At 51.8% G+C, this 24,497-nt stretch carries 29 protein-coding genes and 2 tRNA genes; 12 read left to right on the top strand and 19 right to left on the bottom strand.

The window, feature by feature from the left end:
- Positions 1-338: 338 nt before the first annotated feature.
- Genes queC through queD form a run of 3 tightly spaced genes read right to left on the bottom strand, consistent with a single transcriptional unit; the run spans position 339 to position 2,251 of the window.
- Positions 339-1,040: a 7-cyano-7-deazaguanine synthase QueC gene (queC, locus tag JOD24_RS14440; protein ID WP_429247166.1), complete on the bottom strand. Its 702-nt coding sequence runs from the start codon at positions 1,038-1,040 to the stop codon at positions 339-341.
- A gap of 4 nt (positions 1,041-1,044) precedes the next feature.
- Positions 1,045-1,773 (bottom strand): 7-carboxy-7-deazaguanine synthase QueE, encoded by a 729-nt coding sequence (locus JOD24_RS14435; protein WP_429247165.1) that lies wholly within the window; start codon positions 1,771-1,773, stop codon positions 1,045-1,047.
- Positions 1,766-2,251 carry a 6-carboxytetrahydropterin synthase QueD gene (gene queD, locus JOD24_RS14430; protein ID WP_429247164.1) on the bottom strand — a complete coding sequence of 162 codons (486 nt, stop codon included), beginning with the start codon at positions 2,249-2,251 and terminating at the stop codon, positions 1,766-1,768. The genes JOD24_RS14435 and queD overlap by 8 nt, the downstream gene beginning before the upstream one ends.
- A 334-nt stretch (positions 2,252-2,585) precedes the next feature.
- Here queD and JOD24_RS14425 point away from each other — a divergent pair, with 334 nt between their 5' ends.
- The 3 genes from JOD24_RS14425 (at position 2,586) to JOD24_RS14415 (ending at position 4,567) form a co-directional block, all read left to right on the top strand.
- Complete coding sequence (locus tag JOD24_RS14425) at positions 2,586-2,798, top strand: hypothetical protein (protein WP_429247163.1); 213 nt, start codon at positions 2,586-2,588, stop codon at positions 2,796-2,798.
- A gap of 539 nt (positions 2,799-3,337) precedes the next feature.
- Positions 3,338-3,532, top strand: a complete 195-nt coding sequence (locus tag JOD24_RS14420) for a hypothetical protein (RefSeq protein WP_429247162.1) — start codon at positions 3,338-3,340, stop codon at positions 3,530-3,532.
- A gap of 96 nt (positions 3,533-3,628) precedes the next feature.
- Positions 3,629-4,567: a magnesium transporter CorA family protein gene (locus tag JOD24_RS14415; RefSeq protein WP_429247161.1), complete on the top strand. Its 939-nt coding sequence runs from the start codon at positions 3,629-3,631 to the stop codon at positions 4,565-4,567.
- 156 nt (positions 4,568-4,723) lie between these two features.
- On the opposite strand, the gene JOD24_RS14410 is transcribed toward JOD24_RS14415, so the two are convergent.
- From JOD24_RS14410 to JOD24_RS14385, 6 genes are all read right to left on the bottom strand, one after another.
- Positions 4,724-4,891, bottom strand: a complete 168-nt coding sequence (locus tag JOD24_RS14410; protein ID WP_429247160.1) for a hypothetical protein — start codon at positions 4,889-4,891, stop codon at positions 4,724-4,726.
- Positions 4,892-4,962: 71 nt separating this feature from the next.
- A complete protein-coding gene (gene queF, locus JOD24_RS14405) occupies positions 4,963-5,382 on the bottom strand; it encodes a preQ(1) synthase (protein ID WP_380150667.1) in 420 nt (139 codons plus the stop codon).
- A 422-nt stretch (positions 5,383-5,804) separates the two neighbouring features.
- The gene (locus JOD24_RS14400; protein WP_429247159.1) at positions 5,805-6,050 is read right to left on the bottom strand and encodes a hypothetical protein; all 246 of its coding nucleotides are present in this window, start codon (positions 6,048-6,050) and stop codon (positions 5,805-5,807) included.
- Positions 6,047-7,213 (bottom strand): Ger(x)C family spore germination protein, encoded by a 1,167-nt coding sequence (locus JOD24_RS14395; RefSeq protein ID WP_429247158.1) that lies wholly within the window; start codon positions 7,211-7,213, stop codon positions 6,047-6,049. The genes JOD24_RS14400 and JOD24_RS14395 overlap by 4 nt, the downstream gene beginning before the upstream one ends.
- On the bottom strand, positions 7,210-8,316 hold the full coding sequence (locus JOD24_RS14390) for a GerAB/ArcD/ProY family transporter (protein ID WP_429247157.1): 1,107 nt from the start codon (positions 8,314-8,316) through the stop codon (positions 7,210-7,212). The genes JOD24_RS14395 and JOD24_RS14390 overlap by 4 nt, the downstream gene beginning before the upstream one ends.
- Positions 8,313-9,899: a spore germination protein gene (locus JOD24_RS14385; RefSeq protein ID WP_429247156.1), complete on the bottom strand. Its 1,587-nt coding sequence runs from the start codon at positions 9,897-9,899 to the stop codon at positions 8,313-8,315. Before JOD24_RS14385 ends, JOD24_RS14390 begins: the two co-directional genes overlap by 4 nt.
- A gap of 104 nt (positions 9,900-10,003) precedes the next feature.
- Between JOD24_RS14385 and JOD24_RS14380 the strand changes: the two genes are divergently transcribed.
- Entirely contained in the window at positions 10,004-10,213 is a 210-nt protein-coding gene (locus tag JOD24_RS14380; RefSeq protein WP_429247155.1) for a hypothetical protein, read from the top strand.
- A gap of 51 nt (positions 10,214-10,264) precedes the next feature.
- Positions 10,265-10,573 carry a magnetosome magnetite crystal formation protein family gene (locus tag JOD24_RS14375; RefSeq protein ID WP_429247170.1) on the top strand — a complete coding sequence of 103 codons (309 nt, stop codon included), beginning with the start codon at positions 10,265-10,267 and terminating at the stop codon, positions 10,571-10,573.
- Positions 10,574-10,631: 58 nt separating this feature from the next.
- On the opposite strand, the gene JOD24_RS14370 is transcribed toward JOD24_RS14375, so the two are convergent.
- Positions 10,632-11,546: a hypothetical protein gene (locus JOD24_RS14370; protein ID WP_429247154.1), complete on the bottom strand. Its 915-nt coding sequence runs from the start codon at positions 11,544-11,546 to the stop codon at positions 10,632-10,634.
- Positions 11,547-11,726: 180 nt separating this feature from the next.
- Here JOD24_RS14370 and JOD24_RS14365 point away from each other — a divergent pair.
- Positions 11,727-11,823, top strand: a tRNA-Sec gene (locus tag JOD24_RS14365).
- A 112-nt stretch (positions 11,824-11,935) separates the two neighbouring features.
- Here the strand turns inward: JOD24_RS14365 and fadH are convergent.
- The gene (gene fadH / locus JOD24_RS14360; RefSeq protein ID WP_429247153.1) at positions 11,936-12,703 is read right to left on the bottom strand and encodes a 2,4-dienoyl-CoA reductase; all 768 of its coding nucleotides are present in this window, start codon (positions 12,701-12,703) and stop codon (positions 11,936-11,938) included.
- Positions 12,704-13,013: 310 nt separating this feature from the next.
- Between fadH and JOD24_RS14355 the strand changes: the two genes are divergently transcribed.
- Positions 13,014-13,664, top strand: coding sequence for a CBS domain-containing protein (locus JOD24_RS14355; protein ID WP_429247169.1), 651 nt, complete (start codon positions 13,014-13,016; stop codon positions 13,662-13,664).
- Positions 13,665-13,697: 33 nt separating this feature from the next.
- On the opposite strand, the gene JOD24_RS14350 is transcribed toward JOD24_RS14355, so the two are convergent.
- Both JOD24_RS14350 and JOD24_RS14345 read right to left on the bottom strand, forming a co-directional pair.
- Positions 13,698-13,910: a hypothetical protein gene (locus JOD24_RS14350; RefSeq protein ID WP_429247152.1), complete on the bottom strand. Its 213-nt coding sequence runs from the start codon at positions 13,908-13,910 to the stop codon at positions 13,698-13,700.
- The gene (locus JOD24_RS14345) at positions 13,910-14,695 is read right to left on the bottom strand and encodes a ParM/StbA family protein (protein WP_429247151.1); all 786 of its coding nucleotides are present in this window, start codon (positions 14,693-14,695) and stop codon (positions 13,910-13,912) included. The genes JOD24_RS14350 and JOD24_RS14345 overlap by 1 nt, the downstream gene beginning before the upstream one ends.
- 175 nt (positions 14,696-14,870) lie before the next feature.
- Here JOD24_RS14345 and JOD24_RS14340 point away from each other — a divergent pair, with 175 nt between their 5' ends.
- Together JOD24_RS14340 and JOD24_RS14335 are read left to right on the top strand one after the other, a co-directional pair.
- The gene (locus tag JOD24_RS14340) at positions 14,871-15,122 is read left to right on the top strand and encodes a DUF454 family protein (protein ID WP_429247150.1); all 252 of its coding nucleotides are present in this window, start codon (positions 14,871-14,873) and stop codon (positions 15,120-15,122) included.
- A 51-nt stretch (positions 15,123-15,173) separates the two neighbouring features.
- On the top strand, positions 15,174-15,563 hold the full coding sequence (locus tag JOD24_RS14335) for a hypothetical protein (protein ID WP_429247149.1): 390 nt from the start codon (positions 15,174-15,176) through the stop codon (positions 15,561-15,563).
- A gap of 323 nt (positions 15,564-15,886) precedes the next feature.
- On the opposite strand, the gene JOD24_RS14330 is transcribed toward JOD24_RS14335, so the two are convergent.
- A tRNA-Gly gene (locus JOD24_RS14330) sits at positions 15,887-15,960 on the bottom strand.
- Between the two features lie 152 nt (positions 15,961-16,112).
- Between JOD24_RS14330 and selB the strand changes: the two genes are divergently transcribed.
- Complete coding sequence (gene selB, locus JOD24_RS14325; RefSeq protein WP_429247148.1) at positions 16,113-18,026, top strand: selenocysteine-specific translation elongation factor; 1,914 nt, start codon at positions 16,113-16,115, stop codon at positions 18,024-18,026.
- A 15-nt stretch (positions 18,027-18,041) separates the two neighbouring features.
- Here the strand turns inward: selB and JOD24_RS14320 are convergent, their stop codons facing one another.
- Positions 18,042-18,692: a hypothetical protein gene (locus tag JOD24_RS14320; protein WP_429247147.1), complete on the bottom strand. Its 651-nt coding sequence runs from the start codon at positions 18,690-18,692 to the stop codon at positions 18,042-18,044.
- Positions 18,693-18,821: 129 nt separating this feature from the next.
- Between JOD24_RS14320 and JOD24_RS14315 the strand changes: the two genes are divergently transcribed.
- Positions 18,822-19,406 (top strand): YqaA family protein, encoded by a 585-nt coding sequence (locus JOD24_RS14315; protein ID WP_380165884.1) that lies wholly within the window; start codon positions 18,822-18,824, stop codon positions 19,404-19,406.
- 38 nt (positions 19,407-19,444) lie between these two features.
- Here the strand turns inward: JOD24_RS14315 and JOD24_RS14310 are convergent, their stop codons facing one another.
- Entirely contained in the window at positions 19,445-21,067 is a 1,623-nt protein-coding gene (locus tag JOD24_RS14310; RefSeq protein ID WP_429247146.1) for a peptide ABC transporter substrate-binding protein, read from the bottom strand.
- A gap of 178 nt (positions 21,068-21,245) precedes the next feature.
- On the opposite strand from JOD24_RS14310, the gene JOD24_RS14305 reads away from it, so the two are divergent.
- Positions 21,246-22,157, top strand: coding sequence for a C40 family peptidase (locus JOD24_RS14305; RefSeq protein ID WP_429247145.1), 912 nt, complete (start codon positions 21,246-21,248; stop codon positions 22,155-22,157).
- On the opposite strand, the gene dacB is transcribed toward JOD24_RS14305, so the two are convergent.
- The 3 genes from dacB to JOD24_RS14290 form a co-directional block, all read right to left on the bottom strand.
- A complete protein-coding gene (dacB, locus tag JOD24_RS14300; protein WP_429247144.1) occupies positions 22,150-23,472 on the bottom strand; it encodes a D-alanyl-D-alanine carboxypeptidase/D-alanyl-D-alanine endopeptidase in 1,323 nt (440 codons plus the stop codon). The two genes, JOD24_RS14305 and dacB, sit on opposite strands and share 8 nt — an antisense overlap.
- Before the next feature lie 45 nt (positions 23,473-23,517).
- Positions 23,518-23,784 carry a DivIVA domain-containing protein gene (locus tag JOD24_RS14295; protein WP_429247143.1) on the bottom strand — a complete coding sequence of 89 codons (267 nt, stop codon included), beginning with the start codon at positions 23,782-23,784 and terminating at the stop codon, positions 23,518-23,520.
- Between the two features lie 135 nt (positions 23,785-23,919).
- Positions 23,920-24,492, bottom strand: a complete 573-nt coding sequence (locus tag JOD24_RS14290; protein WP_429247142.1) for a YhcN/YlaJ family sporulation lipoprotein — start codon at positions 24,490-24,492, stop codon at positions 23,920-23,922.
- Positions 24,493-24,497: the final 5 nt, after the last annotated feature.

The raw sequence follows: 24,497 nt of genomic DNA, 5'->3' as shown, positions 1-24,497 counted from the left end.
TGGAGCGGCCAGTTTTCACTTCCTTGCCGGATGGCAACGGTCGCGTGGGTGAACACGATCTCCCCACCCAAAATATGGCTAATCAACACGCCTGCATATTTTTAAATATATATCCTAACTTCAAAAGCCTCCGCATCGCCCCTATGAATATCGTATGAATCCCTCCTTTTTTCCATGAATTTCACTCTTCGGTTTCGGTCATCTTTACATATGCACAGATTACCGAGATATTTGGCGGAATCCCACCTTCATTTTAGCGGCGTATAGAAAACCCGGCCCCATGGAGACAGGGTACCGGGTTTAGATCGATGTTTCGATCAAGCAAGATTCGAGGGATGTTACGAATCTCTTCTCACTTCCAAGTGTTCTGCATAGGGGATCGGGTCCTCGGCTCCAGCCTCGCGAAAACCTTTCAGTCGCAGACGACAGCTGTCACAGAGACCGCAAGCCGTTTCACCCCCCCGATAGCAAGAGGTGGTCAAGTGGTAAGGAACTCCCAAGCGCAGACCTTCCCGAATTGTTTCCCCTTTAGATAGATGGAGTAAAGGAGCTTCCAGGTGAATGGGATTTCCGTTCACCCCGGCTTTCGTCCCCTGGCGAATCGTCTCCTCCATACTCTGGATGAATTCCGGCCTACAATCAGGATAGCCGCTGTAATCCACTGCCGACACACCGATATAGACTTTTACAGCACCGATGACTTCCGCGTAGGCGGTAGCCAGGGAGAGAAAAATCAGGTTGCGGGCTGGGACATAAGTGGAGGGAATCTCTTCTCCTGAGTCATCAGGGACAGGCACTTCCATCTTGTCATCGGTCAGCGCACTCCCGCCGATCTGACGCAGAAAACCCATGTCCACCACCCGATGTTCCTTCACCTCGAAATACTTCGCCACTTTCCGGGCATATTCCACCTCACGGTCGTGACGTTGCCCATAATGAAAGGTGAGGGGATACAGGTCGTAACCCGCCTCCCGTGCCAACCCCATGCAGGTCGTACTGTCCAAGCCTCCGCTCAATACCACCACCGCTTTTTTAGCCATATACTCAGACTCCCCTTTCTGCCGGATCCCAGATCCACTTATGAAGTTGTAGGCTGACTTTCACCTGGGGCAAAGGCTCCGCCAGCACCCATTCCACCAGCTTTCGCGGAGGCAATGTTTCAAACACCGGACTGAAGAGAATCTGCCCTTCCTGGTGGCGCTCTTGTACCACACGAACCGCAGCCCGGAAATCCTCTGCGCCTCCGATGACAAACTTGACCTCATCTGATTCCGTCAACACCTGGAAATTGTCTCGCACCATGCGGTGCTCCTCTCCAGAAGCAGGCAACTTGTAATCCATGATGAAACGGATTTTTTTCCGCCGCTTCTCTTCCTCCCTGCGAAGCCGGTGGAAGGGAGCCAAATCAATCGCCCCATTGGTCTCCACATGGATATCCTCCACCTGATCCAGATCAGCGAGGGCAGCCAACAAGGCAGCGGATTTCTCACGGTGCATCAGCGGCTCTCCCCCTGTTAGACAGATCCTCCGGCTTGAAAAGCGCTGCACTTGCTCCAAAATCTCTGCAATCCTCGCCTCAAACTCCGGTCGGGCGGGGGCATAGCTGTAGGGAGTGTCACACCAAGTACAGCGGAGATTACAGTGAAACACCCGGATAAAAACGGTGGGATAGCCTGCCGCCGATCCTTCTCCTTCCACCGTTTCGAAGATCTCCACCATCGGTAGTTTCCAAGCCCGATATTCTGCTGATGGCGGCAGTTCCCAATTACTCATCGGAATCCCCCGCTTCCATCCACTCTCTTTTCATCGTAGCCCGGCTGGTAGGTGTTTCATAGAGGACCAACTCTTCCAGACGGCACCCCCGTTTTTTCCATCCCTCCTGCGCTAGCCGCCCATCCAACGCCTCCCAGATCCAAACAATCATATTTTCTGCGGAGGTGTTCATGTTGGGGAGGACTTCATTCAGATATCGGTGATCCAGCCGCGCTTCGATTTCCTCCTTGTATATCCTTTTAATTTCCCCGAAATCGACAGCAATCCCGATTTCGTCCACAAACCCGCTAACGGTGATCACCAGCCGGTAGGTGTGACCATGAAGGTTCTTACATTTTCCTTCATAGAGATGTAAATGGTGGGCGGCATCAAAAGTGAACTCCCGGGTGACAGCCACTCGCTTCCGATGATAGCGGAGCTCGTGCCGCTCGATGTCCACTCCCAACCGTTCCACCTGATCGGGTATTCTAAATTCCATAAAAAAACCCCTTTCGATTCAAGGGGGACGTGGAAAAGACCTCCAGGCTCAACTGCTCACGATCCATGGAGGTGATGGGTATGCTTTTCAGTCCCCTAGTATTTTTTAAAGAGTGGTGGGTTTCCGACACTCTTTTACGGGCAGATGTCGCCCGCTTCAGTTTAACATATCCTTCGTTCTATGGAGGAAGAACCTGCAGATGATGAGACCCACGAGGAGCCTGTATCCCTTTGAAATACTTTCCGAGATCTTTTTCGTGAAGGAAAAAATCCGGACCAGCCAGTATAATGAAGATAACGGTTTCAGAAAAATGGATGGATAGGGAGGTGAGCCCATGAGAACCACCCAGGTGATGGAGTACGTCAAAAAAGCAATGAAAGAACTGGGATACAGCGAGCGGGAAATCCTGAAGGTGACTGAAAAAGTAATCCATCTGGGCATCGACGCGATGGAACGGGAACAAGAGAAGGCCAGACAAAAACTGCTGGAAGCCAGCCAGAAACTGAGATCAAAAGACCACCCCGACGACGGATCCCTTCCTTGGTGACAATCAAAGACTATCCACCCTTTTTGGCTTTCCAACACCCGTTATTTTGGTGATCCATATGAGGCGTGTTGATTAGCGCTCCGGTTGCCATCCGGCAAGGAAGTGAAAACTGGCCGCTCCAAATCTGACCATCGGGCAGGGGCAAAGCCTTACGGAAGCAACACAGGGAAGAGGTTGCCCCTAAACGCCCTCCCTTCAGATTCTCCGCTGGGTAGGATGGCTACCTTTATTCCAGGGCTTCAGCCCATCGAGATTGTAGTGCCTGTGACGCATCCTTAACTTCAAATTGTAGTACCTATGGTGCAAAGGTCGCTTTGGCAGCACACGACTCCCTTCCGCTACCCATTTTCTGGTTATCAACAGCCCTGGATCCATATGATGAGCGAAGCAAACTTTTCAACTTCTTTGCTCCGTCTCCTTAGTACGACTTGTAGAAGGGGAACCGCACCAGGATCGAGAAGGATCCCCCTGGCGGATTCTTTTTACCGGGATGGGAGCAGACTAAGTGCCAGGAATCCCAATGGAACGGAGGCATGACCGTGAAAAACGGAACCCGGCAAATCACTGTCGAAATCTCCAGGGAGCTAGACGATAAACTGGAGAGCATCCTCCGGCACAGCAATCGACACGAGCTACCCGAGGGACAACCGGCGACCAAGTCCGAGCTGGTTGAGGATGCGATCCACCTGTGGGTGGAAGGCTATATCGCCAAGTTTGCGGATCCCCAGGACTGAACATGCAAAAGGCCCCTCACATCTGTGCTCAGAAGGAGTGTCCACTGCATGAACCACCCCCGACCGTTGCATCCTATGCGGGAAGGGGGTGATTTCATGTTGCAGATGTATCGGACGGAGTCCGGCGGTAGGCTGACGGAGGTGCGAAAAGCAGGGGGAGGTTGCTGGATCTCCCTGATCGACCCCACGGAAGAAGAGATCCGGCAGGTGATCGAAGAGTGGAAGCTGCCGCCTCATGTGATCCGGGACCCGCTGGATATCAACGAACGATCCCGCATTGAACGGGAAGGGGAGGCGCTTCTGGTCATCGTGGACATCCCCATCGATCGGGAGACGGACTCTCCCGAGGAACGTTACGGGACGATTCCCCTGGGGATGGTGGTGCACGAAGAGGTATTCATCACGGTCTGTCTACGGGATAACCCCATCCTACAGGACTTCATCCAAGGGCGTGTCCGGGAATTTTTCACGTACAAGAAGACCCGGTTTGTGTTGCAACTCCTTCGCCGCATGGCCCTCTATTACCTGGAGGATCTCAAAAGGATCAATCAAAAGACCGATGACATCGAAAAGGAGTTGCAACAATCCTTGAAGAATAAGGAACTGTTCACTCTGCTCAGTCTGGAGAAAAGTCTCGTCTATTTCATGACCTCTCTGAACAGCAACAACCTGGTCATGGAAAAATTGCTTCGCAACCGCTATCTCCCCATGTTCAAAGAGGATGAAGACCTGTTGGAAGACACTCTGATCGAGATCAAGCAAGCTCTGGAGATGAGTCAGATCTACAGCTCCATCCTGAGCGGAATGATGGACGCCTTCGCATCGGTCATCTCCAACAACCAGAACAATGTGATGAAAGCTCTCACCTCCATCACCATCATCCTGTCCGTCCCCATCATGTTGGCCAGTCTGTACGGGATGAACGTCCCCCTGCCTTTTCAGGAGAATCCGCAAGCCTTCGCCGCCATTCTATTTCTCTCCCTGCTCCTCTCCTTTCTGACTGCCCTCATCTTCTGGAAAAAACGGTTCTTTTGACCCTGAACGGTGACCCTCTGGAATTGGGAGCCTGGATGGTTTTTTGAATCTCTTGTTCAATCACCAGGCTCCCTCGCATTCGGTGCAGAGGAGATCCCGACAGATTGGGAAACCCGATTTCCCCTGATCCAGCATTCGCTTTAAGTCAGTCCTTCGTCAACACGGCAGGTTCCGGATGAATCCCACCCCGAGAAGGTCTTCCGCTTCCCCCAGAATCCTCTCATTTTGCCTGGGAAAGATTGTAGCCTGCACCGAACGCCAGGCGGCGAACAACCCCACTGCCAACAGAAATCCCAGTTCTACCCTGAACTGGCGGATGCTCACCCCGCCCCCACTTCCAAGCAAAATTTGTTTCGAACAAAGAAAACCGGGCTCAAACAGCCCGGCCGGCTTCTCTATGATTTTTCCGGGAATTCCGCCACCACGCGCGTCCCCAAGCCGCCCCGGGGATTCCAGAGGGCTTCCACTCTCATCCGCTTCGGTTTTGCCACTGCCACCAGTTCCTCCAAAATCCGACGGGTGGCATGCTCCTGGTAGATACCTACATTCCGATAGGAAGTGAGGTAATACTTCAATGACTTCATCTCGATCAGATGGTGGTCCGGCACAAAGGTGATCTTGATCTCTGCAAAATCCGGCAGTCCCGACCAGGGGCAGACCGAGGTGAACTCCGCCGTCGGAATCTCCACCTCCACCTCTTTCCCCGGATATTCGTATGGAATCGTCTCCAGGATCTCCGTCAAGATTACCGACTCATCCTGAGTGTCAAATCGAATGTCTTGGTACTTGCTATGATCCACTGTCACTTTACCCATGAGGACTCTCCTCCTTCAATCATCGGTGATTCTCCCTTGCCAGACTTCCGCCACCACGTCGGTACAGACAAATATCAAGGCGTAGACTCGCACAGCGGCCGGTACATTCCGATCACCAACCCGACCCGCACCACAAACCAAAGCTCTTCACGATCCATGAAACTTCCCCTTTTTTCAACGCACGATCCGCCTCCATAGAAAAACCCCCGCAGAACGCCGCAGGGGTGGAAAGTCTGATCCATGGTCAAACGGAATCAGATCGCGCGTTCCCTAGTTTTGTTTTCGGAGAGGTGGGCGTTTCGAACTCTCCGGCTTCATTTTTGACAAGCCTCCTTCATTATATCAGAAATGGCGGGGAGATTGATTTGTTTTCCCTTGGGGTGTCTATTCTCAACGAAAATACGGCAACGTCTCTGACCTGGTCAAAACCCGAGCCCACTCCTCCCCTCCATCCATCGTATCAAAGGGCTGAGTATTTTTTCTAATAAATTACCGGGACCGGGAAGATCGGGAAAATAGAGGAGAAGCCCTGCCAACACCCATCCCAGTGTCAGCATGAGAATGAGGATCACTTTTTCCTTCCGTCTCCCCGTATGGATCGACCACCATTCATACCCGCCGATGAAAAGTGCGATCACAGTGATGCCGAGCAGGATCAAGCCTTTCATTTCTTTTTCACCTTGTCCAAAGGCAGGCCGGCGGGCCAGGTGGTCAACCCGACCCTCTCGACATCCACCTTTACCTGCAGATTCACCTTTACTCGGGGAAATACCTGATCCCACCGATCCTTCACCTGTTCCCACTCCCTTGGATACTTGCGGTGAAAAGCTTCAGCAAATCCCAGGATATCCGCCCTTAGATCATGTTGCACTCTCTGCAACATCTTCTGCGCCTGTGCATAGATCTTTTTTTCCGCCGCCTCTTCAATGATCTGCGTGAACCGGGGATTCTTCATGGACAAAACGGTCTCATTCACCTCAATGTCATCCTCCACGTGGATCCGAACAGTCATCGACCATTCACCCTGCTCGATCTTGGGAATCATTTCCACATGGGAATTGTCGATTCTTACCCCTGCGGCACCTCCCTGGCTCCCGGGTAAATTCAGGGATACGGATCCATTTTTCATTTCATTACGATGCCATAGAACCCCCTCAGTAGTTAACCGGTTCAGTTTACCAGCCCACTTCCCTTCCTTAATCACCACCGATTCGTATATAAACGGGATCTTTTTACTGGTGGGTTGGATATGGGGAATGATCGCCGCCTGTGCATCGTCGACCATCGTCATTGCCAACTCTCTGATATCCATCGCCTTCCTCCGCCGTAACTCTACCATGTTTCGGAGCGTCTGCGCCGAGGAGGTTTCCACGGGAGATTGAATCTCCAGAACCGCACCCGGATCTTTACTGACAAAGACATTGGCCCGCAACCGCATTTGCGGGTGGCGCATGAGAAAATCGACTTGGGGTTGAATTCCTTTGCGGACGATCCCCTCACCAAACACCACCAGCATCGTTTGCCCCCAAAACAATTTACGTCCCACCTTGCTCTGTAATTTGAACAGAGCATCCGCCACCGTCCCCCCTGTTTCCATCCGGAGAAGTGTCTTCTGCCCCCCACTCCCCCCACCTGTCGACTCTGTTCCCCCTCCTCCCACGGTCTGGGGGTTGATCTCTTGGGTGTACACTATGATCTTCCCATCCTGGGTTTGATCGATTCCAAGCGCGCTGATGATGGCCAATTGATTCAATTCCTGCCTATCCCAACAGCCGGTGAGGAGGGAGAGGAGGATCAAGCAGTGAATCAGACAGATGCCCTTTCTGTTCACTGGGCTACCACCCTCTTTCGTAAACCCCGGTTCCGCCATTTCGCAATCAACCATAACAACAGAGGGAGCAGGACATATGTTCCTGGGAAATACAAGGAGTAGACTGTGGAGGTGGCTCTGAACAGCTCCTGGGAGGAGGGAACCACCCAGAGACTGAGTCCTGCCGCCAGAAAAGCCAGTGGGAGCGAGAAGGGGCGGTAATCACGCAGGTTCAGCCACTGGGATGTTCCCAGCACCACCACGTAATGAATCAGGCACACTTTGATAAAGATGCCAGGCATCCACAGCATCAACATTACTGCATCCAAATGTTCGAAGAACTGGGCATAGCTGATATAGCGGGTCGCTTCAAACAGTGGGTAGAGCATCACCAGATACTCTATGCCAAACACGAATAGACAGATCAGATTGATATAGATTAACATCAACATCACACTGATCACAGACATCATGCTTCGCCGCACTTCCTTGGAGCGATCGGCTACAAATGGGAGGAGAAATGTGATCGTGAAAAATTCACTGAACCAGATGCCGGTCACCATACTCCCTTTCAAGGAAGGAGCGATCCCATTTTCCAGGATGGGAAACAGTTGTTGCACATCCCAGGACTGTATCGTCAAGAGTATGGTAGCCAAGTAAACAATTAATGCCGGCGGAATCAACACCTGGGTTACACGGGCAATCACTTCCACCCCGCCCTTCACGGCAAAGGCGGCTACGAGCATCATGCTCCCGATGATCACCTCCAGCGGGGTTTGCGGGAGAAAGATCGCTTTGACAAATTCGCTGTATGCCCGCAAAGTAATTGCCACTAAAAACAGATAGGAAAACAGGTAAATAAATCCCATTACTTTTCCTGGCAGGAAACCCAGTATGCGTGGGCTGTATTGGATGATGTTTTCCCCCGGATAGATGCGATGAAGGCGGATCGCCAACCCGACTGCGACAAACCCGTACAGGGAGGCCCATAAAACGGAAATCCACAGGTCCCGCCCGGCATACACTCCCGTCGCATTGGAGGAAATGAGTGCCCCCGTCGTACCGACGGTTACAAATATCATCAGGGCCATCTGGCCGGAAGTGATGCGTCCCTTCTCGATCATCTGGAATTGCCTCCTTCGCCTCCCCTGCCGGGACCCGGTTTTAGAGCTGGAGACTTTCTTCGGCTATTCGGCGTGTGAAACTCCTGGGGTCGCCAGTTCATTTTCCACCAAGGAGCCCGCCACAGGACATCCTTGATACTCTTCCTTTTGTACGGTGCCACGGGAGACAGATAAGGCACACCAAAAGAACGCAGCGTGCACAGGTGAACCACGATGGTGATCAATCCGAGAATCATCCCGACCATGCCGAGCGTTCCAGACACGATCAGCAACGGAAAGCGGAGAAACCGCATCGGCAGCCCTAGGGCATAACGGGGGACGGTAAAGGAAGCGATTCCCGTGGTGGCTACCACGATCACCATTGGGGCGGAGACAAGCCCTGCGGAGACCGCCGCCTCCCCGATCACCAGTGCACCCACGATGGTCACAGCGGAACCGACGATGCGTGGCAGGCGCAATCCTGCTTCCCGGAGCGCTTCAAAAGCAAACTCCATGATCAAAGCCTCCACGAGACTGGGGACGGGTATTCTCTCCCGGGCAGCAGCAAAGCTGATCAGTTGCTCCGTCGGAATCCCCTCCTGGTGAAAAGTGGTCATTGCCACATAAAAAGAGGGCAGGGAGATCGAAACGACAAAGAACAGATAACGGAGCCACCGGATGAGCGTGGTGGGTATGTAGCGATTATAGTAATCCTCCGCAGCTTGTAGCATACCGGGAAGGGTGACCGGGACCAGCAACACCTCTGGGGAGCCGTCCACCAGGATGGCGATCCGTCCCTGCAACAGACCAGCGGCGGCGGCATCGGTTTTTTCCGTCGTGAAAACCTGGGGAAAGGGCGAAAAGGGATGATCTTCGATCAACTCTTCGATATATCCACTGTCCATCAACCCGTCGATATCGATCCGCTCCAAACGTCGGTTCACTTCAGCGAGAATGTCCGGATTGACGATTCCTTCGATATAAGCAACCACTACTTCCGTATCGGTGTAACGACCGAGATGAAGGGATTTCAACTTCAGCTGGGGGCTGCGAATCCGACGCCGCAAGAGGGAAGTATTGGTCTGCAGGGATTCGATAAATCCTTCTTTTGGCCCCCGGATCACCGGTTCATTTTCCGGTTCGTCGATCGCCCGCTTTTCCCATTTGTGGATACCCAGATCGAGAGCCCAGTCAGCACCTTTGATCAACAGAATCGGATTCCCCGTCGTCAGCGCCCGAGTACAATCGGAGAAGGTGTTCACCCGTTTGGCTGAGGAGACGGGAAGCCTATCTTGCAGAACTGTCTCAATGTCCCTGGGACTCGTCATCTCCAGCATCAAAGGAGATAATACATTCTCATTCAGTTCCTCCACATTGGACAGGTTTTGGATATAAATCAGTTCCGCCTGAACCTTGCCGCCGACCCGAAAGGGGTGGAAGATCACATCATAGCAATCGGTGAACAGATCATGAAAAATACGCCGATTTTTTTCGAAGTCGGCATGTAGCGAGGTATTCAAACTCTCCTCCTGGCTGTCGATCCCCTGGGAAACAACCCCTGTTTTTTGTTTTTTTCGCCTGCGAAACCTGCGAAAGATCGACATAAAGACGTACCCCTTCCAGAAACACTGTACTGTGTGTTAATTTGTTCCAGACAGAGAAAATACATGCATCCACTACCATTTAAAATTCACAAGGGGAATAAACTATGGAACCGATGATACAACATCCATGGAACTTGGATGTCAGAGAAGCATTCCTCCTACAAAAAGAACTGGCATCCCGTGTGATCCACAGCCCGGGACTGGATTCTGAAGCTCTCCCCGTTATCGTCTACCGGAAACCACGCGGCTGGCGGATCAACGAGTCCGCCGAGCGCTTGCGGAATCCCAACCATAGCTTCCTGTGGAATCTGTAAATCGTTTTTTGTATGATAGGAAGAGTCATCGTTTAAGTTTTTCAAGGAGGAATCTCGTTGAAGATTATCAAGATTCTTGTTCATGCCAGCACTTGGTTTGCACCCGTGTTGGTACCGCTTATCGTCTGGTTACTGACCAAGGAAGAGGATTTGAAACGCCTGTCGCTACAAGCTCTGGTGTTCCACTTTGCAATCTGGTTGTTAGTCTCTATCTCCTACCTCCTCTCCTTTATTTTGATCGGGATTCCATTTTTGATCATTTTCGTATTGATCGGTTTCATCGGCCCGATCATTGGCATCATCCGCGCCTTGCAAGGCCGCCGGTTCGACTATCCCATCATCGGCTCCTTCATCCGTTGATCCAATTCAACCTACAAGAAGCCGCCATCCAACTGGATGGCGGCTTCTTCATGATGGATCAGCTCATCTTCTTTTTTCGGTATACCATCAGACCAAGCAGGACGAGCAGGACGGAGACCCCTCCGCTGTATGCTTTCGCTTTGACGGAATAGGTTTGATCCGACTCCGCCAGACGGCCGCTCTGGTGCATACCTTTGATCGCACGGATCGCCTGATCATAAGTGCGAAGCTCATTGTTTTTACCAGGAATCACATAGGTACTGCTATCCTTTTCCTTCACTTTCAAGGTTTTGCTCTCTTGCATGCCCATCCGAAGACCATCCACATTCCCGTAAAAGACGGTCTTCAGGATATACTCTCCCGGCGGCAACTGTACCTGCAATCGAGGTTTTTTTCCTTCATGTACATACAAAATCTCACTATCCGGCCGGGCTACGGCCATCATCCAATGTCCCTCCACTTTCCTGCCAGTCATCTGAGCCTGGACTACAGTGGAGTCGTCTTTTCCCAGTTTGTCCGCTTTTTGCTGAATCCGGGGAATATCAAAAGAATAGAATTGACTGGTTGTCACCGGCTTCCCATCCACTAGGCCCTCAAAACGGACCGTGATCCGATAAGGATTGGGCCGAGTGATCGGGAGTTGAACCGATCCGGTTTTCGACTCCAAATTCCCCCTGCGGACGACGGTTTTGACACTCCCCTCGGACAAGCGAACCTTTTCGGGATAGGCATAGCTAAACTTCCAAATGCCCTGGGCCTTCCCATCAGTAACCAATTTGGCCCGCACCTGGACCCCTAGCACTTCCCTCTCCAGTACGCCAATCCATTTTTCCTCCTTTTGGGGTGCGATGAGCACCTGATGTTCTGTATGTATAGATAGCCTCGAATCTTCGCTTTCCGCCGCGCTCAAACCGGACATGGAAACGAAAAAAAAGAAAAACAAAAGTATTGCACAGACCCCGATCCGTTGCAAAAAAATCACCCCCCTCACTTCCCAGATCCATCTCCCTCTCTCTTGTCAAAGCCACCCTCATTATATCCAACTTCCCTTAAAAAGGGTATGTTTCATTGTGCCGCCGAGGTCCATTCCATTGAATTGATGAAAACTCTGCCTCCATCCTCCCCAGTATGATAAGATAATATCCGAAACTGTGGGAGCGGATGGGGCACTGGTGTCCCCCCCGGTCTTCAAAACCGTGCGGGAGGCGCGTGACGTCTCCGGTGGGTTCGATTCCCACACGTTCCCGCCAACTCATAAAAGCAAAACGCCGGGTATCTGATTCCGGCGTTTTTTGTTCGCGAAATAAAAACGGAGAACCAGCCTCACAAGAGGCTGGCCTGTTCACGCGAGCGATCTTTTCTTCACAGAAAGCGCGCCCCATTCATCCATTGCCCGCCGTCCATAGTGATACATTCTCCATTGATATAACCAGCATCAGGAGAAAGAAGGAAGGCCGCCACTCCGGCAATCTCCTCCAGTTTGCCAAAACGGTGGAGAGGAACACTGCGAAGTACATGCTTGTGCATCGTTTCATTGAGGATCAGTTTATCGACACCCCCGGTGTTTTCCACAGGCCCTGGAGCAATGCAATTGATGCGAATCCCGTATTTGTCACCCCACTCCACCGCGAGAGAACGACTCATCGCCAATACTCCGGCCTTGGCGGAGGCAGAGTGGACTACCCCCGCCGCTCCCGTCCATGCATAGGTGGCCACCATATTGATGATAGAACCGGGCTGTCCCTGTTCAATCCATTCCTTGGCCACCGCTTGGGTGCAGTACCAGGTTCCGTTGAGAACGATGTCGATGACCGCATTCCAGCCATTCTGAGAGAGATCCTCCGCTGGAACTACAAAGTTACCGGCAGCATTGTTAACCAAAGCATCGATCCCGCCAAATGCTTCCTTGGTCTTGGCCACGGTCTCCGCCACCTGTTCCCGTTGACGCACATCCATCTGGACTGGAAGAACACGGCCTTCCAACCCGGCGAATTCTTCCTTGGTTCTCTCCAGCTTTTCCGGATCCCGGCCTGTAACCACCACATGAGCGCCCTCCCGGCAGAATCGGGTGGCCATCGCTTTTCCCATCCCGCTGGTTCCCCCGGTGATGATGATCCTTTTCCCCTTCATTTTCCACACTCCTCATTTTTTTCATCGATCAGTTCGAATAGAGTGAATCCGAGATCCGACTTTCTTCCGATCCTTGAAAGCGGAAATGAACCCATCTCATTTCATGAACTTCACACCTATTTGAATGAGAGCTCATTCATTTTCAATTTCCATGTTAATGAATCCAGTGACTTCCCGTCAACAAAAGGTTGTGAAAAATGAAGACGTCCGTTGACTTGGATTTGGCAAAAGATTACATCCCCGGATAAAGGGGAAATCCAAGCTGATCACGAATAAAACTGGAAGGGTTCTATTTCGTAAAAGGGAGTGAATTCTTCTGTTTATCCGAAACTGCCTCACACCAAAAGATGACATCATCACCGTCACCCCAGAGACGGAAGCCTCGGAATTGGTCCGCATTTTATCGGAAAGGGGTTTGGAATCCATCCCCGTGGTGGATGAAAAAGGATATTTTCTGGGCATCACCGGCTACGGCCATTTGCTGAAGTCAGCCTTGGAACAGTCCGAGGGGGACTGGCGCCATATGAAAGTGAAGGATGCCCTGCACACCATAAACCCCCTCACCCTTAGTCATGATTTCGAGGAGACGCTCCCGGTCATCGTCCGCCATCCCTTTGTCCCCGTTGTCTCCGATGATGGCTTCACTTTTCTCGGGATTGTGAAGATCAGTGATATTGAAGCCGCCCTTGCCGATACGTACGGACATGCTCTGCCTGGAATCCGGTTTCTCCTGGCTGTCGTCATGGACGTCCCCCATGAATTAGAGCAGATTCTGGATGCGGTACGTGCCTTTGATGTAAATATTATCAGCGTCGTCACCTTTGATGCCGGCGATGCCGCCGCCCGCCGGATTTTGCTCAAGGTCAGCCCCACCCCCCACGGTGATCCTATTCGCCAGTGCCTAGAAGAGAAAGGATTCCGGGTATTGAGTATGAAGGAAAAAGCAGCCGTCACCAAATAACGGAAGCCTCCCGAAAAAACCGGGAGGCTTTTTTCATCCGAAGGGTAACCCACTCTTGCGAATCGCTTCCCCCTCGTCATCCGAGGCATCTCCTGATGATGAATCACGATCAAGGGCCCATTTGCGGAGGAGGGATTTCACCAATTGGCTGAAGTCCTCCGTGCTCTCTTCCACTTGGTCGAGAAGGGAGCAATCGACGGGGTCAGCCATATCAAAAACCACCCCATAAACTTTTTTCTTACCCATCAGAGAAGAGCCCTGCCGATTTCATAGTATCCCCGAACATTGGCCATCTGAGGATCTTCTACTGCGAAAGCATGATGAAAATGCTCTCGGATGTAGGGTTCCAGCTTGCGAGCCATCCCCCCCACCAACATGACAACATCCCGGCTACTCCAGGTTTTGGAGAGGGTCCCGGCGATCAAATCCGCCATCTCTTTGATATTGGAAACCTTAACCGTCTCCCAGCCGACCGGGAGTGTTCCTGATTCCCGGTCAATAAACACCTTATCCCGAAAGGTGGCATAATTGGTTGTTTTGGCACCGATGTCGATGATCCGGACCAACCCCATTCGCGGTGCTGAGAAAAAAGCGCCGCCCCCTTCAATCGTACTGTATACGTTTTCCACATAAAAGGAACGTTCCACACCGTTTACCGTGACCCGATGCGGCCCCTCGAGCAATCGCTTGATCGCTTTTTGTTCCACATCTGTAAAATTTCCGATGGGCAAGCCTGTGATCAAGGTGATCCGGCCCCGGGCATGGGCTTGATGAAGGGCCGTCAAGGTCAGGATCAAGGTCTCTTCCACCGCTTTGGAATCCTGCATCGCCTGACGGGTGAACTCCCCTTCCCGTTCCGCCAGTTTTCCTACAAACCATCTCCGCCCTTGATACTCCATCTCCAAATCCCCCGGCAACTCCTGGCGGTAGTTCCGTTTACGCCAACCGCTCACTTTGCTGGGGAACAAAAAGGATTTCCCTTCCGTGATCACTTTGACGTAGCTGCGTCCACAATCCACTGCGATGATCATCCGCATCCCCCCGATGCATCCATCTATACGCAAAGGATTCATCCACTATTATGAATACGTGGCAAAGCCCCATATCATACCATACTTTATACTTTCCCTTCTCCGTTTGAATCAAAGGCTAAAATCACGGTATAATACGCCTGACAGTACTCTAAGGCAAAGAGAGAGGATCCCCTTGAACAAACAAAATATCAAACGGTTAGCGGGCCAGATCATAGGTTGGTTTTTCATCGTATTAGGTATCCTCGGACTGGTGCTTCCGTTTTTACAAGGGATTTTATTCATTTTGATTGGACTGATGATTTTATCCAAAACGTCTCCCCGGGCCCAGCAGCTGGTGATCAAACTGGAAACCCGTTATCCCAAGCTCGGGCGACAACTGAACAAATGGAGAAAATATCCTGTACTAAAGCGGATCCTCCCCTGAGTGACTCGCCAAACTGAATTCTTCTTCATTGATACAGGAGAGTATAAAGAGATGGGAACATCAGAGGAACTGTATCCAACCTTATACCGGATTGCGGAGAAACTGCAGTCAGTGTGGCAACTAACTCGAGAGGGAGGCGCCTATCTCCGGGAAGGAACGCTACGGGACTTAGTCAAGGAGACGCAGGGACAAGCCCTCCATCCCGGTCGCCTGGGATATCTTCCCTGGCGGAGGGAACCCGATGGATCGATCCAGTGTGATGCAAAAGATGTGGAGTGGTCCGAAGAACCATTATGCCTGCGGGTGGATGAATCTCGCCGCCCCTATATTTGCCGTCTGGATGAAAGCGGGCAAGAAGTAGAGCGGGCTTATATCGGTGACAAGGGCAAACCCTTTGCTGAATTGATCTGGGAATCTCATTCGGAGCACTCTAGGAAATAAATCCGCGCACCCGGAGGTGTCAACCCCTGGGTGCTTTCCATGTCATCTGTCATTTTGCTCTGCCCAGTCCTCCCAACAATCCCATTACCATTATATCCTGATCCGTCGTCCATTTCGCTTTCCGCAACCTCCCTTTCACCTGGAACCCACAATTTTCATAATTTTAAATCACCTGCTGGTTGCCAGTAAAAGTGGCCAATAAATCCGATGGAGGTTGTATCTAATCACCTATTTCCGCAGGTCGAATGTGAATCATTCCTCGTCATCTCCTCATTTCAAACGACAAGACCGTTGCCCCCCTGACTGAGGGCAACGGTCTGATTTGGAGCGGATGACGGGAATCGAACCCGCGTTACCAGCTTGGGAAGCTGGTGTTCTACCATTGAACTACATCCGCATAGGTTGGAATCTCTTTGCGAGACAAGTAATATATTATCATGAAGTTGAGTCTTTGACAAGCACTTTTTCTTTATCTTTCAGCGGGAAATGAAACGTATGAAATGATACTATGAACACAAACCGACAGCTCTAGGGAAAGGGGGGATGGGTTTGGAAGCGAAACGATATGTTATCGGGACAGCGGGACACATCGATCACGGTAAAACGAGGCTTACCCAGGCCTTAACCGGTGTGAATACAGATCGGCTCAAAGAGGAACAAGAAAGAAAGATCTCCATCGAGCCGGGTTTTGCCCCACTGACGCTTCCCTCAGGAGTAACGGTCTCGATCATCGATGTACCCGGCCATGAAAAGTTGATCCGGCAAATGGTGGCTGGGGTGACAGGAATCGATTTTGTGCTGTTGGTGGTGGCTGCTGATGAAGGGGTGATGCCCCAAACCCGGGAGCATCTATCCATCCTGGATCTTCTCGGGGCGAAGAAGGGATTACTCCTCCTCAGCAAGATCGATCGGGCAGATCCGGAGCTGTTGCCGATCATAGAAGAGGATCTGCGTGAGCTCACCCGAAATACATTTTTGGAAGGAGCTCCCCTACTGCGTATTTCCTCTACTACTGGGGAAGGTATTGATCGCCTGCTTCATGTGCTGGATGCAAAACTTCCAGGGATTAAGCAGCGAAAGAGCGAGGCCCCTTTCCGCCTTCCTGTGGATCGATCCTTTATGATCCAAGGCGCGGGGACCGTGGTCACCGGAACGGTTCAGTCCGGAAGCACCGGTCCGGGAGCAGAACTGGAGGTTTTACCCGGCGGCAAGCGAGTCAAAGTGCGACAAGCCCAGATTCACAGCCAGAGCGTGCCGAGGGTGGCAGCTGGGCAGCGGGCCGCTCTTAATCTGAGCGGAATTCACCGGGAAGAAGTTTCCCGCGGCCAAACCGTCGGCCAACCGGGAATCTGGTCCCCTTCCCGCCGGCTCGATATTCGGGCGCGCTCCTTGCCGGATCTGGGTTTCAGCTTACGTCAACGGAGTCGGGTCACCCTGATGATCGGAACCTCGGAAGTTTTCGCCAAGTTGATCCTCTATGATCGCAAGGAGTGGAAACCCGGAGAAGAGATATATGCCAGTTTGGTATTACGAGAACCTGTGGTCGCGGCACACGGGGACCGGTTTATCTTGCGTCGCCCTACTCCGCCAACCACCATCGGAGGAGGCGAAGTAGCAGAAGCAATAGCTGTCAAGCGAAAGATCTCCCCTGCTGCCGCGGAACAGATCCGCCAAATTTGGCAGGGTGGTTTGTCCGCCCGAATTTTGCAGGCACTGGATCGAACTCTCCTGCTGACTTTCCGAGAAATTCAATCGATAGCAGGTGAAGGAGATGTTGCCCTTCACGGCGAATTGAAGGCGTTAGAGAAGGCAGGTCAGATCCTTCCCGTAGCATCTGGCTTTGTTTCTGCCAGCACTCTGGTTCGGGTCGAGAAAGAGATGAAAGATTGGCTTACCTCCTATCACCAGGAACATCCCATGTGGCCTGGTGTTCCCAAGGCGGAATGGTCCGCACGGTTTCTGCCGACCCTCGATCCCCCAGAGGTGAACATACTGTTGGGCCGATGGGAAAGACAACGCCTATTGAATCAGCAGGATGAATACATCGCTCTCCCTTCCTTCACCCCGAATCTTCCCGAGCAATGGAAAGCGGCAACGGCTCAAGTGATCCATCGCCTACACCAGGAAGGCTGGACTCCTACTGAATGGGAGACCTTGTTTGCTGAATCCGGAATTCCCGCTACATCCGGTGAAGATATCCGGGGTTATCTGATTCGGAAGGAGATTGTTGTGCCCCTGACGGAGAAGTTGTTGATGCATCGAAAGGCTTATGACTCTGCGGTAAACCTGACGATCCAAACGATCCATCAGGAAGGGAGTCTATCCATGCAACAGGCCAAGGAATGCTTCGGCCTTTCCCGAAAATACCTGATCCCTTTGTTGGAACAGATGGATAAAAAGGGAATCACCCGACGAGTAGGCGACCAGCGGATCCTGATACCAGAAGATCAGGCTTCCCTTTAAGGGGAAGCCTGATCGTTAAAAGCCTGCAATCGGTGCAACAAATGCTGTCAAAATCACGGAAATCGCTCCGAGGCCGACAGCCCACCAGCCCATGGCACTGCCCTTGCGACCGGCAATCACTCCTAAGATGATTCCTGCGGATCCCAGGAGGAAGGGAACGAAAAAGAAGGATAAGACCGATAGAATAATACTGGTGATTCCAAGACCTCTTCCTTCATCCCCAGCTTCATTCCCGGCATCTTCCCTGTCTGCGCGATCTTCATTCCGCTCCCATTCCCGATCGACAACTGGGGCGACTTCGGTAGCCGTTTCCGTATCCTGCGCTCCTGGACGGTCTTCATCCTGCAATCGGTCCCGATTGCGATCCGCTGACTCCTCACCCAATTCCACATCCTGGTTGTCTCCTGCCCCCGAATACCCGACTGCATCAAAGACATTGGGGGCACCGGGAGTCACTTCGTCAAAGATCACTTCATCGGTAGCCGCTCCCGGTTCGCGACCGAACTCCACCTCATCGGCGGCTGTTCCCGGTTCCCGGCCAAATTCCACCTCATCGGCGGCTGCTCCCGGCTCTCGGCCGAATTCCACTTTGTCAGCGGAACCATCCCTCATTTGACCTGGTTGAAACTGTTGGTCCCGATAGTTGCGGTTTTTCTTTTTACTCACATCCAACCCTCCCCTCATCGGGTTGCCCTTAGTATGCGTCTTGGAGGGGCGGGTATGATGGCAGTTTTTACAGGAACACCTCAGAAGCAAAGATAACGCGGTCGATCAATTCCGGGGAGGAAAAACCTCATGTGGTCTGATTGGATCCATGCAGTGGTGGAGTGGTTTCTCTCTTATGGCTCTTGGGGCCTAGCCATCTTGTCCTTTTTTGAATCCTCATTTTTCCCTGTGATTCCTGATGTAATCCTCATCCCTCTGGGGATCGCCCAGCCCGAATGGGTCTGGTGGTACGCCCTGATCACCACCCTCTCCTCCGTGGCAGGAGCTCTGCTGGGATGGTGGATTGGGAGAAAATTGGGACGGCCCTTGATGCTTCGCCTTTTCAAGCATCAGACTGTGGAAAAGGTGGAGGCCTATTTTGATCAGTTCGGCGGTTTTTCCCTGGCAATCGCCGGCTTCACTCCCATTCCCTTCAAAGTGTTTACCATCGCATCCGGGATGTGTGATATTCGCATCCGAGAAGTAGTTCTATGGTCCTTGCTAGGCAGAGGAGCCCGCTTTTTTCTGGTCGCTTGGATCATTGCACAGCTTGGGCAAGCAGCGGTAGTATTTATTGAACAATATTTTGGCCCACTCAGCCTCTCCCTCGTGGCCTTGATCTTGCTAATCGCATTGATCTGGCATCTGCTCCGGCGCAAAGGGACCACCCACTAAAGAGAAAAAGCACCCAGATGCGGGTGCTTGTTTTTTTATTATTTAATTTCAACCCAGCGATAATCGTTGGGACCCACGGTATGCCGCAGGATATTTTTCACATTCGGCTGTTTCAGGACGACACTGTTGTAATAATAAATCGGAAACAACGGCATTTCTTCAAAGAGACGTTTCTCCGCTTGATGAAAATATTCCATCCGCTTAGCATCCTCAGTCTCTCCACGAGCTTTTTCAATTAACTGGTCATATTTCTTGTCTTTCCAGCCGGTCTGGTTCATGGAGTGATCCGACTGGAAGCTTTCCAAATAGTTGTAGGGATCATTGTAATCAGGAAGGAAACTGGAGCGGGCGATGATGAAGTTGCCGCTGCGCCGATCATCAAAATAGACCCCCACTTCCCGGGCTTGCAACTCTACTTTGGCATTCAGATGTTTGCGCCACATCTCCTGAATGGTTTCCGCCACTTTTTTATGCTTTTCATCTTTGTTAAACAAGATGGTGACCCGTGGCAGTTTCGTCCATCCCTCTTCCTTCATTCCTTCTTCCAACAGTTTTTTGGCTTCTTCCCATTGGGCGTCTTGGATGTAATCCTCACCTTGATCCCGAAAATCTCCCGATTCGGACATCGTCCCTGGTGCTACATAAGCGTAGGCTGGTTGTTGCCCCCCCTGAACGACCTGTTCCACAATGGCTTTCCGGTCCACAGCCAGAGCGAAGGCTTTCCGGATCTTAGCGTTGGTGAAAGGCTCCTCTTTCACGTTGAACCGATAAAACTCCAGTCCCGAATCATCGGAGACTTTCGCTTCACCCTTTTCAATCACTTTTCCCGTCAATTCAGGTGGAATTTCACCAGGGGCTTCCCCAAAGTGAAGATCTTTTTGTTTAAACATCTGGTACGCTGTGGTAGCCTCGGCAACCATCGACCATTCTAGTCCGGCCAGTTTCACCTGATCTGCTTCCCGATAATGTTCGTTTTTTTCGGTTTTGATGTGTCCGTCGTGCTTCCATTGGGTCATTTTAAAGGGACCATTGCTGACATAATTCTTGGCACTGCCAAAGGGATTTTTATTTTCTTCCACGCTCTTCCGGTAAACCGGAGCGAAGGGAGTATAGGCCGTCAACCCTTCAAAAAACGGAGTGGGCTGTTCCAATTCCACCACCAGCGTGGAATCATCTTCGGCATGAATCCCCACTTCCTCCACTTTGGCCTCTCCGGCATTGTATTGCTCGGCATTTTTGATAAAAAACATCAGGAAAGAGGCCTCAGATGCCGTTTTGGGATCAAGCACTCTTTTCCAAGCATATTCAAAATCCTGAGCAGTCACCGGTTCGCCGTTGGACCATTTGGCATCTTTGCGCAGAGTGAAAGTATAAGTGAGCCCGTCGTCAGATTTGTCGATCTTTTCCGCCACCGCGGGTTCCGGCTGATGCTCCTTGTTCAGACGGGTAAGCCCTTCAAACAGATTGTTAACCACTTCCATCGAATCATCATCAAAAGCTTTGGCGGGATCGATAGAAGTCGGCTCGCCATTGGAAAGGTTTAATTTTAAGATCTCCCCCTGCTTGGAACCGGCGTTCGATCCTTCTCCCCCGCATCCCACCGCCAACAGGCTGACTGCGAACAACAACGCCCATACGCCGATCCATGACTTACGGATCATGTCCATTCCCCCTTGAGAAAAAGAATCCTTCTGAATCATCGATTCATTCCTTCATTCGATGAGTGAAATCACTTTTCCTGCTTTTGTGGAATGACGCCCGTGGAAGGACTCTGGATCCGGTACGCCGAAAGCAATAAGGGTGTTTACCATACTATATTAAAAGCAGGGAGGAAGATGTTTGAAGATCCAATATGTACGTGACACCTTTGCCAATCTGTGGCTCCATCCGGAAAAAGTGCGGGAGGTGGACCGTCCCTCGCTTCACTTTCCGATGGATCGGGAGACCTGGTTGGACATGGGGACGGAAAATCGCTTGGATCTCGTGGGAAGATTGGAATCCCAGGTTCTGTACGGTGCACCGGTTCAAGTGATAGAAGAGCAGGAGGGTTGGGCTCGGGTCTGTGTTCCCGGACAATTTACGCCCAAAGATCCCAACGGGTATCCCGGATGGATCCCCGCCTCCCAACTCACCTTCGATCCGAAGTACCATCAAGCCTGGGAAGATTCCTCCTTCGCTTGGGTGACTGCCGACCGTTCCCGCTTGCTCCTAGATTCCGACGAAGAAGTGGAGCTCAGTTTTATGACCCGTCTGCCCCAAGTGGAAGAAGGAGATGGAGAAGTTATCGTATGGACTCCCGACGGGAGGACAGGACGGATCCCGGCAAAGGAGGTGACAGTTACCCGGCAGTTGCCAGTGACTGGGGTGGAAGCGCGCATCCGGACGGCTGAACGTTTCCTCGGTTTGCCTTATTTGTGGGCGGGAATGTCTTCCTTCGGTTTTGATTGTTCTGGATTGATGTATCGAATCTTTGAGGCGAACGGGATTGCCATTCCCCGGGATGCAGACCCTCAAGCCCGTTATGGACAGCGAGTATCCAAGGAGGAGTTGGCGCCTGGAGATCTTCTCTTTTTTGCTTACGAAGAAGGAAAAGGATCCATCCACCATGTAGGGATGTACATCGGTGACGGCGCCTTTATCCACTCTCCCAACACGCCCAACTCGGTGAAGATCAATCGCTTAACCGATGAACCCTATCAAAGTGAATGGTGGGGGAGTACCCGGTACAAGGGCGGAGAATCCTTTACCTAATCCACTCTTTGGCTGTGAGCTGCAGGAGTTGATCCTGTAGCTTTTCCCCGTTTTCCTCCTCCAACAATCCGCTAATCAAGAAAGAAAAGGAGAGTACAGGCTCCCCTTCGCTATCGAGAAAATAACCGGATAGGTTCTTTACCCCTGCCAAACTCCCGGTTTTGGCTGCTACTTTCACTCCTTCCGGCAAAGCGGCGGTCCGGTTTTTCAGCGTTCCATCTTCCCCATATCGGGGAAGACTGTCCAACCACAGTTGAAAGCGCCAATCTTTCTGAAACGCCTGGATCAAAGTGTTCAAAATGGTTTCCGGAGTCGCCTGATTGTAACCCGAAAGTCCGGAACCATCCGCAAATACTCCGGGAGGCTGGAACCCCCGTTTCCGAAACCAGCTCCTCATGCAGAGAAGCCCCTCTTCTTCGGAAAGTGTTCCCCTCCCCATCATCCCCATAGTGCGAAGTAATATCTCTGCTGTCAGGTTGTCACTCTCCTTGTTCACCCGCTGAAGAACTTCCGCCAGTGTCGGTGACCACCGATCCACCCGAATATCGGCTCTTTCCGAAAAAGATCCTCGCACCACCCGGATCCCCTCCGACAAAATCACGCCCTTCTCCTGAAGGGCACCGATCATCACTTCGGCAAAAAATTCCGGACCAGCCGCGACTGCCGCCTCCACCTCCGGCTCCTCGCGGAAGACCTCCCCTTTGATTTCAAACTGTTCCGCACCTGTACGCAAGATTTCCACTTCCGGATCGGGATTCTCCGTCCAACTTAGCGTCGTATTTGCTTTTCCTTGACAAAAGCGAGGGGAGATCGCAGCGATCTGCGGTGGATCACTGGTGGGATCCAAGTGAAAGGTTATCCGATTCCCCTGTATAATCAACGCATGGATCGGAGCACCGTACCCATGGGCGAGATCATCCCACATCCAACCCTTTCCCCAGTGAGGACCGGAACTTAGGCTATCATCCAACCACACCTCTTTCAACCAAGTAAGTCCTCTCTCCTTCAATTCCCCAGCCACCTGCAATGCAGCCCTTTCATCAAAGGAAGGGTCTCCGCCGCCCCGAATGTACAGGCACCCTGAACTTGCCGCAAACCCGGTTCGCCATCGGTAATCAGGACCTAACACATCTATAGCGGCCAAGGTAGTCCACAATTTCTGATTGGAAGCAGGAGCAAACCCTTTATTCACATCCACTCCCCAACGCTTCCCGGTTCGCCAACAGAAAAGATCGCATCCCACTCGAGCTTCCGTCTCCCCGAATTGGCGGCTCCAATCCTCGATCAGAGATTTCAGTCGCTCCTCTCTCTGCATGCAGCTTCCCCCGCTCTCGAATCCCCATGCTTCCAGCGTCTAGTTTCAACGTATCACCATCTGCTCCAACCGTTCCAGGCGTCGTAGAATATCTTGTATCACCCGATCCTGATTATCCCCCTCTTGCCGTCGGGGAAGGCGCTGGGATTTCACTTTTTTCAGTTCTTCTTTGAGTTCTTGGTTTTCCTCAAGCACGACTTCGAAATTTCGAATCACCAAATCGAGGAATTCATTCACTTCATCTACATCGTATCCCCGGATGGAAGACTTAAAGTCTTTGTTAAAAATATCCTGCGGCGTCAGACGTTCCATATGAACTCCTCCCTTTCTGTCTCAAACAGCCTTCTTATTCTCTATTATCATATATACAAAAAAGACTGTATTCAAGCCGGAAACACAGGAACAGGCCCCTGCTATGAGGGGCCTGGTTGCTTAATATTTATTTATTTAACGAGCTTTGGGAAAGGTACGTTCCACCAGATCCGAGAAGCCTTGAACCAGACCGGAGATGGGCTGGCCATTACGGACATCCCGAGCATAGTCCCCCAAACGGTTAACAAAACCGGGGTTAGCAGAAACAAACACCCGCTTGACACTGGGGTCCGCTTTGCGAACCTGCTTGGACACTTGGTCCTCAATCTTGGACGTCATTTTGCCCTTGTAGTCCTTAGCCAGCATCACTCCGACATAGGCGGTGGAGTCGGTCACCATCACTGTCGCCGAATCAACACTTTTCAGACGGGTAACGGAGTTGGCCACATCATCGGCTACCCTCATATTTTGTCCCATCTGGTTCTGATTTCCCTGGTTCTGATTTCCTTGGTTCCGATCCGTGGTACGAGCCGGAGGAGGAGTCGGTGTTCCGGGGGCTGTGCGAAGACCCGTCTGATCCCGAACCGGTTGTGTCCGGTTGGCCTGTTGGCGGGATTCCGGTTTTTGTTGCGTGGCACAACCCACAGCAGAGGTGAACACCAGTCCAAAAACAGTAAACAAAAGAATTCCCTTGGATACTTTGCCCATATGAC

This window comes from Kroppenstedtia sanguinis (assembly GCF_050433445.1).
GTDB lineage: Bacteria > Bacillota > Bacilli > Thermoactinomycetales > DSM-45169 > Kroppenstedtia > Kroppenstedtia sanguinis.
The sequence above is the reverse complement of the archived record's forward strand: the minus strand, read 5'-3'. Positions and strand labels throughout refer to the sequence as shown.

Excerpts from the sequence above, each read along its gene's own strand:
- dacB (WP_429247144.1), bottom strand. The coding sequence starts at position 23,472 with ATGCAGAGAGAGGAGCGACTGAAATCTCTGATCGAGGATTGGAGCCGC.
- JOD24_RS14400 (WP_429247159.1), bottom strand. The coding sequence starts at position 6,050 with ATGAAAGGCTTGATCCTGCTCGGCATCACTGTGATCGCACTTTTCATC.
- queD (WP_429247164.1), bottom strand. The coding sequence starts at position 2,251 with ATGGAATTTAGAATACCCGATCAGGTGGAACGGTTGGGAGTGGACATC.
- JOD24_RS14350 (WP_429247152.1), bottom strand. The coding sequence starts at position 13,910 with ATGGGTAAGAAAAAAGTTTATGGGGTGGTTTTTGATATGGCTGACCCC.
- JOD24_RS14290 (WP_429247142.1), bottom strand. The coding sequence starts at position 24,492 with ATGGGCAAAGTATCCAAGGGAATTCTTTTGTTTACTGTTTTTGGACTG.
- JOD24_RS14315 (WP_380165884.1), top strand. The coding sequence starts at position 18,822 with ATGTGGTCTGATTGGATCCATGCAGTGGTGGAGTGGTTTCTCTCTTAT.
- JOD24_RS14435 (WP_429247165.1), bottom strand. The coding sequence starts at position 1,773 with ATGAGTAATTGGGAACTGCCGCCATCAGCAGAATATCGGGCTTGGAAA.
- queC (WP_429247166.1), bottom strand. The coding sequence starts at position 1,040 with ATGGCTAAAAAAGCGGTGGTGGTATTGAGCGGAGGCTTGGACAGTACG.
- JOD24_RS14310 (WP_429247146.1), bottom strand. The coding sequence starts at position 21,067 with ATGATCCGTAAGTCATGGATCGGCGTATGGGCGTTGTTGTTCGCAGTC.
- JOD24_RS14415 (WP_429247161.1), top strand. The coding sequence starts at position 3,629 with ATGTTGCAGATGTATCGGACGGAGTCCGGCGGTAGGCTGACGGAGGTG.
- JOD24_RS14390 (WP_429247157.1), bottom strand. The coding sequence starts at position 8,316 with ATGATCGAGAAGGGACGCATCACTTCCGGCCAGATGGCCCTGATGATA.
- JOD24_RS14345 (WP_429247151.1), bottom strand. The coding sequence starts at position 14,695 with ATGATCATCGCAGTGGATTGTGGACGCAGCTACGTCAAAGTGATCACG.
- JOD24_RS14380 (WP_429247155.1), top strand. The coding sequence starts at position 10,004 with ATGGAACCGATGATACAACATCCATGGAACTTGGATGTCAGAGAAGCA.
- JOD24_RS14335 (WP_429247149.1), top strand. The coding sequence starts at position 15,174 with ATGGGAACATCAGAGGAACTGTATCCAACCTTATACCGGATTGCGGAG.
- fadH (WP_429247153.1), bottom strand. The coding sequence starts at position 12,703 with ATGAAGGGGAAAAGGATCATCATCACCGGGGGAACCAGCGGGATGGGA.
- queF (WP_380150667.1), bottom strand. The coding sequence starts at position 5,382 with ATGGGTAAAGTGACAGTGGATCATAGCAAGTACCAAGACATTCGATTT.
- JOD24_RS14385 (WP_429247156.1), bottom strand. The coding sequence starts at position 9,899 with ATGTCGATCTTTCGCAGGTTTCGCAGGCGAAAAAAACAAAAAACAGGG.
- JOD24_RS14425 (WP_429247163.1), top strand. The coding sequence starts at position 2,586 with ATGAGAACCACCCAGGTGATGGAGTACGTCAAAAAAGCAATGAAAGAA.
- JOD24_RS14295 (WP_429247143.1), bottom strand. The coding sequence starts at position 23,784 with ATGGAACGTCTGACGCCGCAGGATATTTTTAACAAAGACTTTAAGTCT.